Genomic DNA, 7234 nt, shown 5'->3' on the forward strand with positions numbered 1-7234 from the left:
ACGCTGCCAGACATGAATACTAAAGTCGGTCTGGCAGTCAAACGTCTTTTTCTCCGCTAACGTTTCCCACACCTCCGGCTTTGCCCGCCAGGCGAACGGCGTCATTTGCAGTAACGCAACGGCCTCGCTGCCCTGAAGCTGCATCTGATACCCCAGCGCAATACTCTGTTGCAGAACAAAACCGTCCAGTTGCTCTGTGTGCGGCGCATGCAAACGCACCTCATCATAAATAAGCCCTTTCAGTTCCATTAAATGACGCGGTCCCGGCGTGGCGGTGATAACCCATCCCCCCGGTTTAACCACGCGTGCCAGCTCTTGCGCTTTACAGGGCGCGTAGATCCTGATGATGGCATCCATTGACTCATCTGCGAACGGCAGACGATGGCTGGAGGCAACGCAAAAGGTCACCTGCGGATAGCGTCTGGCTGCAGCTTTAATTGCCACTTTGGAGACGTCAAGACCAAAGGTTGTACAACCCGTCAGCGCGTCGGCAAACGCATGGGTGTAATACCCTTCCCCACAGCCAATATCCAGGATCGCTGCATCTTCTGAAGTCGACTTCTCTTTCAGCACATTCACAATCGCATCACGCAACGGTTGATAGTGCCCGGCATCAAGAAATGCCCGTCGCGCCTGCATCATCTCAGCGCTGTCACCCGGATCGCGCGATCGTTTATGCTGAACCGGCAGTAAGTTGACATACCCTTCTTTCGCCACGTCAAACTGGTGCCGCCCGGGGCAGACAAAACTGTTATTCGCTTGAGTAAGAGGCTGGTGGCAAAGAGGACAGGAAAACGACATGACAACTCCGGCAGGTGACTTAAGGGCGCAAGTGTAACTCGAATTGCGCCCTGGGAAAATAACTTACAACGACGGCGAGGATACGTTGCTGCCGTGCATCACCAGCAGATGATCGGAGTCAGCAGGCATGCCATCCGGTTTAACGTTCTCCAGACGCAGGACATCACCCATTATCTGGCTGAAGACAGGCGCAGAGACAGCCCCACCATAATAAGCACCGTTTTGCGGATTATTGATGACGACCACCAGTGCAAATTTCGGGTCGCTCGCTGGCGCAACGCCTGCCGTGTAGGCCACGTATTTATCGACATACTTACCGTCATCACCAATTTTCTTTGCCGTTCCTGTTTTAACCGCCACGCGATAATCCCTGACCGCGGCTTTAGTTCCCCCACCACCGGGTAACGCAACGCTTTCCATCATATGTTCAACCTGGTGAACCAGCGCCTCCGGCATCACTCGGGTACCGATTACCGGCGGGTCAATACGGGTAATCGAAAGGGGCCGATAGATACCAAAACTACCAATGGTTGCATATACGTGCGCCAACTGCAGCGGCGTTACCATTAACCCATAACCAAATGCAAAGGTCGCGCGATCCAAATCGCTCCAGTAGCGGCGCTGAGGCATCAAACCGCTGCTTTCACCGGTTAATCCCAGTCCGGTTGGATCGCCAAAACCAAAGCTTTTATAGGTATCCAGCAATTTTTGGACAGGCATAGCCAATGAAAGGTGCGACACGCCGGTATCGCTCGATTTCTGTAAAATCCCGGTCAGCGACAGTTCCGGGTAAAATCCGACGTCGCGAATGCGATGTCCATCAAGGTAAAAAGGATGGGTATCAATCACGCTGTCGGGTTGTACTATCCCCTGCTGGAGTGCAGTCATAATCACCAGCGGTTTAACGGTTGAACCGGGTTCAAACGTATCGCTAATTGCACGGTTACGAAAATCATCCAGTACCGCGCCATCACGATTATTTGGGTTGAAGTCAGGAAAGCTCGCCATGGACAGTATTTCACCGGTAGCAATGTTGACCAGCACTGCGGCTCCTGATTCTGCTTTATTCCACGTAACGGCATTGTCCAACGCATCTTCGGTGACCGTCTGCAGACGCTCGTCGATGCTGAGCTGTAATTCGTGTGCAGGTACAGGCGTAACTTCGGTGATATTCTCAATGACATGGCCAAATTTGTCTTTACGTACCAGACGGGAGCCAGGTTTACCCATCAGCTGGTTATTAAAGCTCTTTTCCAGCCCTTCAATGCCTTGTCCATCAATGTTGGTAAAACCAATGAGATTCGCCGCTACGTGGCCTGCGGGATAGAACCGGCGGGATTCCTCGCGCAGGTTGATGCCCGGGAGATTAAGATCATCGACCCACTCAGCCTGCTGAGGGGAAATTTGTCGTGCCAGATAAATAAAACGTCCGCCAGGATTACTGTTAACGCGTTCCGCCAGCGTACTCAGTGACAAATGCAGAGTCCTTGCCAGAGCCTGCCAGCGTTCGTTGTAACCCACGCCTCCCTTGCTGATGATGGTCTTAGGATCGGCCCATACGGCGTTAACCGGAACACTTACCGCCAGCGGTCGCCCTTCTCTGTCGGTAATCATCCCGCGCGGCGAGGCAATAGTTACCTCACGTAACGAACGCATGTCTTCCTGTTTCACCAGACTCGTCGGCGTGACAATTTGCAGCCACGCAACCCGACCCAGCAGCAATCCCAGACTCAATAATATTGCCACACAAAGCAGGGCAAAACGTACGGGAGTAAAATTGCGCGCGTCGCCGTCGTTTTTCTTTTTCACCTGGTCTCCAGCAAGATAGTTTTTCAGGTGTCTGATTTAACGAGAAATGTCGTAAGAAAGCGGGGAAAACTATGCTACGAACATCACGCCTTTGCAACAAAGCGCTAATGGAAGGGCATTTAGAAATATTTAGACGTATTTTGAATTAAAAAGCCCCGCATAGGCGAGGCTTTATATCTGAGATGGTTGCGCATATGCGCTTCAAATCAGTGGTGTCGATCAGATAGCTGTTACGTTAACAGCAGCCGGACCTTTCTGGCCGTCCTGAATTTCGAACTCAACGTTCTGGCCTTCAGCCAGAGTTTTGAAGCCGTTACCCTGGATAGCGGAGAAGTGTACGAACACGTCTTTGCTGCCATCAGCCGGAGTAATGAAACCAAAACCTTTAGACTCGTTGAACCACTTAACTTGACCTTTAATCTTTGCCATTTGCAAAATTCCTTAGAGTATTTTCTTCGCCCGCAGGCATAACATAGATAAAACTGAGACATTACTGCTTGAGGCACTAATATAAGGTTCGGCAGAGAAGCGGTATTCAACGTCAACGTGTTTACTCAGGACTTCTTTACTGAAAATGCCACACATAAACAGAACTGTACCTCGTTTAACCCAAAACGTGTTATCACATACAACGTTAATAATGGCAAGCCATTTTTAAACGTGTCTCGATCGGTCGCACAAATCCCGTCGTTCATCAAACAGCAACTGCACAGTTATGCGCCACACCGAGTAGTGTTATATTCCCGCCGCTCGCCCCATCCCCCGCCTGGCTTGCACCATAGCCGGGACATTTCTACCATAGCTCAATAGCTTCGGTTGTTCCAGATTAGCTGTTACAGGGTGTGCCGGATATCATTTTTCATGCTTAGTAATGCATAAAATGTCACAAGCGTAAAAATGAGATCCGCCTTCTGCTTTTGCACCAAAATAATGAAAGAATGATGACAATGCACAAAAAAAGTAAGAGAAACGTTTCGCTGTTAATAAAACGATCGCTATCACAAAAATGACATAATCATATTTTTATCGTATGGGAAATTATATTTATATCAGACCGGGGATAAGATATTAATTGGTTGGAGCATCTGAAAATACTGAGTTTACACGCGTATCAGAGTGCTAATTACACGACATATACAGAAGAAAATAATCTGGCACGTTGGTGACAGGATGAAACATCTGAGAACAAAAGCAACAGATCCTCACCCTGTCATACCGTTTTTACCGCTCAGCTACCAGGCGGATGATGTCATCATCTTCATCCTTCGCTGTGACCGCAGCAGGCTCTGCTGCTTTTTCAGGCTCGTTAGCTTCGCAAAGGCGACGGAGCAATGCGTTCTGTCTTTTTTGCTGATCTAACAATGCTTCAAGCAGCTCAATCTGCTCATTAGTACGCGAACTTGCCCGATTGACGAAAAACCACAGTACAAGCCCGACAACCAGAATCACCACCGATACAGCCAAAGACGCCAAACCCAACGCGCCAGAATTCAAAACTTCGTTCATTTCACCACCTCAATGTAGACAGCGTAGTTTACCACTGCCGCACAAGAAGGTAATCAACTGTGGCAAAAATGCGCTTACCAGGGAATAAATTTATTGATGGCACAAATACCGCTGAAAAATTGTACATCCTGATCGCACATGATGTTGAACACTTGCGCCCACATCAGTATGCATACCAGCACGACAACTATCAGCACTACCCAGCGAATTTTTTTCACTCCAGCTCCACTCTTCGAATCTACATCTTATGCCTATAAATTATCATGCGTTACCTAAACCCAGCGTTAACTGTATCGGCATTCAATCTTTTTAGGAATGATTCACTTGTTTCATCCCATGTACAGGCTAATCTAATAATAACGAGAAAAGATAAGAGGTTGTAATGCGTCTGATAATCCGCGCTATTGTGTTGTTAGCTCTGGTTTGGATCGGTTTATTACTGAGCGGCTACGGAATTTTGATTGGAAGTAAGGAGAATGCAGCGGGTCTGGGCTTGCAATGCCAATATCTGACCGCCCGCGGAACCAGCACCGCACAATACGTCCACACAAACAGCGGTATCATTGGCCTGTCGGATTGTCCCTTGTTAAGAAAAAGTACGGTCATTATTGATAACGGTTAATATAGCAACAATACATACGCTACGTTATTTGCATCAACTAACGTTATGACTGTTCATAAAAAACCCCAGATACAAAAATACCTGGGGTTTTTAAGTTGACGCTATTACGCCAGATTAGAACGGATAGTCGTTATAACCCATTTGTTCTGAAATTTTACGCGCAGCCGTATGCAGCATCGCCACATACTCGTGCAAACGTTCCTCTGAGAAACGCAGCGTCGGGAATGAAATACTCAAGCCTGCAATCACCACACCGAAACGGTCAAACACCGGCACACCGATGCAGCGCAGACCTTCTTCCTGTTCTTCGTTGTCTTCACCGTAGCCCTGCTCACGGACTTTATCCAGCAGTACCAGCAATTCATCAGTATTGGTAATAGTACGGTCGGTACTGCGTTTGTACTCAATACCATCCAGAATTTGCTTCACTTCATCGCGGTCACGCCATGCCAGCAGAACTTTACCGATAGCCGTGCTGTACAGTGGATTACGGCGACCTACGCGAGAATACATGCGCAGATTGTACATGGAGTCGATTTTATGAATGTAGACGATGCTGTCTTCATCCAGTGCGCCAAGGTGTACTGTCTCTTTGGTCAGGCGCGAAAGTTCGCGCATCTGAATATCAGCGCTACGGATAAGATCGACGTTTTGTAACGCGCGAGCACCCAGCTCGAATAGTTTCAGGGTCAGTGAGTATTTCTCAGACTCCCCTTCTTGTGCCACATAGCCCAGCGTTTTCATGGTCTGCAAAAAGCGATAAACGGTGCTTTTCGACATCATGACGCGTTGCGACAACTCGGTAATACCAATTTCGCGCTCTTCACCCAGCGCCTGCAGGATGCCAAAAACCTTCAGCACGGAAGATACAGAATCGGGTTGTTTATCCAGATCTGCGATTGCCATTTATCACCCCTTTCGAGTGTTTTATAAAAATCAGAACCGGTTTTTATTATAATTTCACGTATCAGCCCTCGCAATCGCTCTTTGCTTACTTAGTTACAAATCTGCGACCTAACGCCTGAATATCAATGCTAAAATTATTATTCTCATCATAAATTCCGACAATATTGACTTCCTATGGAAAAAACTCAGACCGATGGTCTGCCATTGCCCCAGCGATATGGCGCAATTTTAACCATTGTTATTGGCATCTCTATGGCAGTACTCGACGGCGCAATAGCGAATGTTGCCCTCCCCACTATCGCCACCGATCTTCAGGCCTCACCCGCCAGCTCAATCTGGATTGTGAACGCCTACCAAATTGCGATCGTTGTTTCGCTGTTATCGCTCTCTTTTTTAGGTGATATGTTTGGCTACCGACGCATTTATAAGTGTGGTCTGGTCGTGTTTCTGTTGGCGTCGCTGTTTTGTGCCTTGTCAGACTCGCTGCATATGCTGACGTTAGCGCGCGTGGCTCAGGGGTTTGGCGGCGCGGCGCTGATGAGCGTTAATACGGCATTGATCCGACTCATTTATCCTCAGCGCCAGCTTGGCCGCGGAATGGGTATTAACTCCTTTATCGTGGCTGTATCCTCGGCAGCGGGTCCGACTATTGCGGCGGCTATTCTTTCTATTGCCTCGTGGAAATGGCTATTCCTGATTAACGTTCCACTGGGGATCATCGCCCTGCTACTGGCTATGCGTTTTTTGCCACCCAATTCATCACGTAGCAATAAACCGCGCTTCGATCTGCCCAGCGCAGTGATGAACGCCTTAACATTCGGTTTGTTAATCACGGCACTCAGCGGATTTGCGCAGGGACAGTCGCTAAAACTGATTGGTGCTGAACTTGTGGGGCTGCTCGTGGTAGGGTTTTTCTTTATCCGCCGCCAACTCGCATTGCCAGTACCGTTATTACCGGTTGATCTGCTACGCATTCCGCTGTTTTCACTCTCTATTTGTACTTCAATCTGTTCATTCAGCGCACAGATGCTGGCGATGGTTTCTCTCCCCTTTTTCATGCAAACGGTTCTCGGGCGCAGCGAGGTTGAAACGGGCCTGCTGCTGACGCCGTGGCCGCTGGCAACCATGGTGATGGCCCCACTGGCGGGATATTTGATTGAACGTGTTCATGCGGGTCTGCTGGGCGCGCTGGGCATGGCAGTAATGGCGTGTGGGCTGTTTTCGCTGGTGTTGCTGCCCGCATCACCTTCTGATTTTAATATCATCTGGCCAATGATTTTGTGCGGTGCGGGTTTTGGCTTGTTCCAGTCACCGAATAATCACACCATCATCACCTCCGCGCCGCGTGATCGTAGCGGAGGCGCGAGCGGTATGCTTGGAACGGCGCGTTTACTGGGCCAGAGTACCGGGGCCGCACTGGTTGCGCTGATGCTAAATCAGTTTGGCGACAGCGGAACACACGTTTCGCTGATAACAGCGGGTATTCTGGCTTCGCTAGCCGCAATCGTGAGTGGCTTACGTATCACACAACCGCGAGTTCAGGCATAAAAAAAGCGCGTCTGTCGACGCGCTTTTTATTTTAAGTCTGCT

General features: G+C 49.1%; 9 protein-coding genes. 2 read left to right on the forward strand and 7 right to left on the reverse strand.

Going from position 1 to position 7234, the window contains the following annotated elements; genetic code table 11:
- The 6 genes from rlmA to mgrB form a co-directional block, all read right to left on the reverse strand.
- On the reverse strand, positions 1-801 hold an 801-nt coding region (gene rlmA / locus FDW94_RS07050; RefSeq protein WP_137377395.1), incomplete at its 3' end, for a 23S rRNA (guanine(745)-N(1))-methyltransferase.
- A gap of 63 nt (positions 802-864) precedes the next feature.
- Complete coding sequence (ftsI, locus tag FDW94_RS07055) at positions 865-2610, reverse strand: peptidoglycan glycosyltransferase FtsI (protein ID WP_003833773.1); 1746 nt, start codon at positions 2608-2610, stop codon at positions 865-867.
- 219 nt (positions 2611-2829) lie between these two features.
- Complete coding sequence (gene cspE / locus FDW94_RS07060; RefSeq protein WP_001062678.1) at positions 2830-3039, reverse strand: transcription antiterminator/RNA stability regulator CspE; 210 nt, start codon at positions 3037-3039, stop codon at positions 2830-2832.
- A gap of 12 nt (positions 3040-3051) precedes the next feature.
- The gene (locus FDW94_RS07065; protein ID WP_003034983.1) at positions 3052-3195 is read right to left on the reverse strand and encodes a DUF2627 domain-containing protein; all 144 of its coding nucleotides are present in this window, start codon (positions 3193-3195) and stop codon (positions 3052-3054) included.
- A 636-nt stretch (positions 3196-3831) separates the two neighbouring features.
- Positions 3832-4116 (reverse strand): YebO family protein, encoded by a 285-nt coding sequence (locus tag FDW94_RS07070; protein ID WP_048216188.1) that lies wholly within the window; start codon positions 4114-4116, stop codon positions 3832-3834.
- A 74-nt stretch (positions 4117-4190) separates the two neighbouring features.
- Positions 4191-4334 (reverse strand): PhoP/PhoQ regulator MgrB, encoded by a 144-nt coding sequence (mgrB, locus tag FDW94_RS07075; protein ID WP_003034977.1) that lies wholly within the window; start codon positions 4332-4334, stop codon positions 4191-4193.
- Positions 4335-4498: 164 nt separating this feature from the next.
- On the opposite strand from mgrB, the gene FDW94_RS07080 reads away from it, so the two are divergent.
- On the forward strand, positions 4499-4738 hold the full coding sequence (locus tag FDW94_RS07080; protein WP_003034975.1) for a YobH family protein: 240 nt from the start codon (positions 4499-4501) through the stop codon (positions 4736-4738).
- 114 nt (positions 4739-4852) lie between these two features.
- On the opposite strand, the gene kdgR is transcribed toward FDW94_RS07080, so the two are convergent.
- Positions 4853-5644 (reverse strand): DNA-binding transcriptional regulator KdgR, encoded by a 792-nt coding sequence (gene kdgR, locus FDW94_RS07085; RefSeq protein ID WP_003833778.1) that lies wholly within the window; start codon positions 5642-5644, stop codon positions 4853-4855.
- Between the two features lie 174 nt (positions 5645-5818).
- On the opposite strand from kdgR, the gene FDW94_RS07090 reads away from it, so the two are divergent.
- Positions 5819-7192 carry an MFS transporter gene (locus tag FDW94_RS07090; protein WP_048216186.1) on the forward strand — a complete coding sequence of 458 codons (1374 nt, stop codon included), beginning with the start codon at positions 5819-5821 and terminating at the stop codon, positions 7190-7192.
- Positions 7193-7234 lie beyond the last annotated feature (42 nt).

The sequence above is a fragment of the Citrobacter sp. wls757 genome (assembly GCF_005280935.1).
GTDB classification, from domain to species: Bacteria; Pseudomonadota; Gammaproteobacteria; order Enterobacterales; family Enterobacteriaceae; genus Citrobacter; species Citrobacter portucalensis.

Excerpts from the sequence above, each read along its gene's own strand:
- cspE (WP_001062678.1), bottom strand. The coding sequence starts at position 3,039 with ATGGCAAAGATTAAAGGTCAAGTTAAGTGGTTCAACGAGTCTAAAGGT.
- FDW94_RS07065 (WP_003034983.1), bottom strand. The coding sequence starts at position 3,195 with ATGTGTGGCATTTTCAGTAAAGAAGTCCTGAGTAAACACGTTGACGTT.
- FDW94_RS07070 (WP_048216188.1), bottom strand. The coding sequence starts at position 4,116 with ATGAACGAAGTTTTGAATTCTGGCGCGTTGGGTTTGGCGTCTTTGGCT.
- FDW94_RS07080 (WP_003034975.1), top strand. The coding sequence starts at position 4,499 with ATGCGTCTGATAATCCGCGCTATTGTGTTGTTAGCTCTGGTTTGGATC.
- kdgR (WP_003833778.1), bottom strand. The coding sequence starts at position 5,644 with ATGGCAATCGCAGATCTGGATAAACAACCCGATTCTGTATCTTCCGTG.
- FDW94_RS07090 (WP_048216186.1), top strand. The coding sequence starts at position 5,819 with ATGGAAAAAACTCAGACCGATGGTCTGCCATTGCCCCAGCGATATGGC.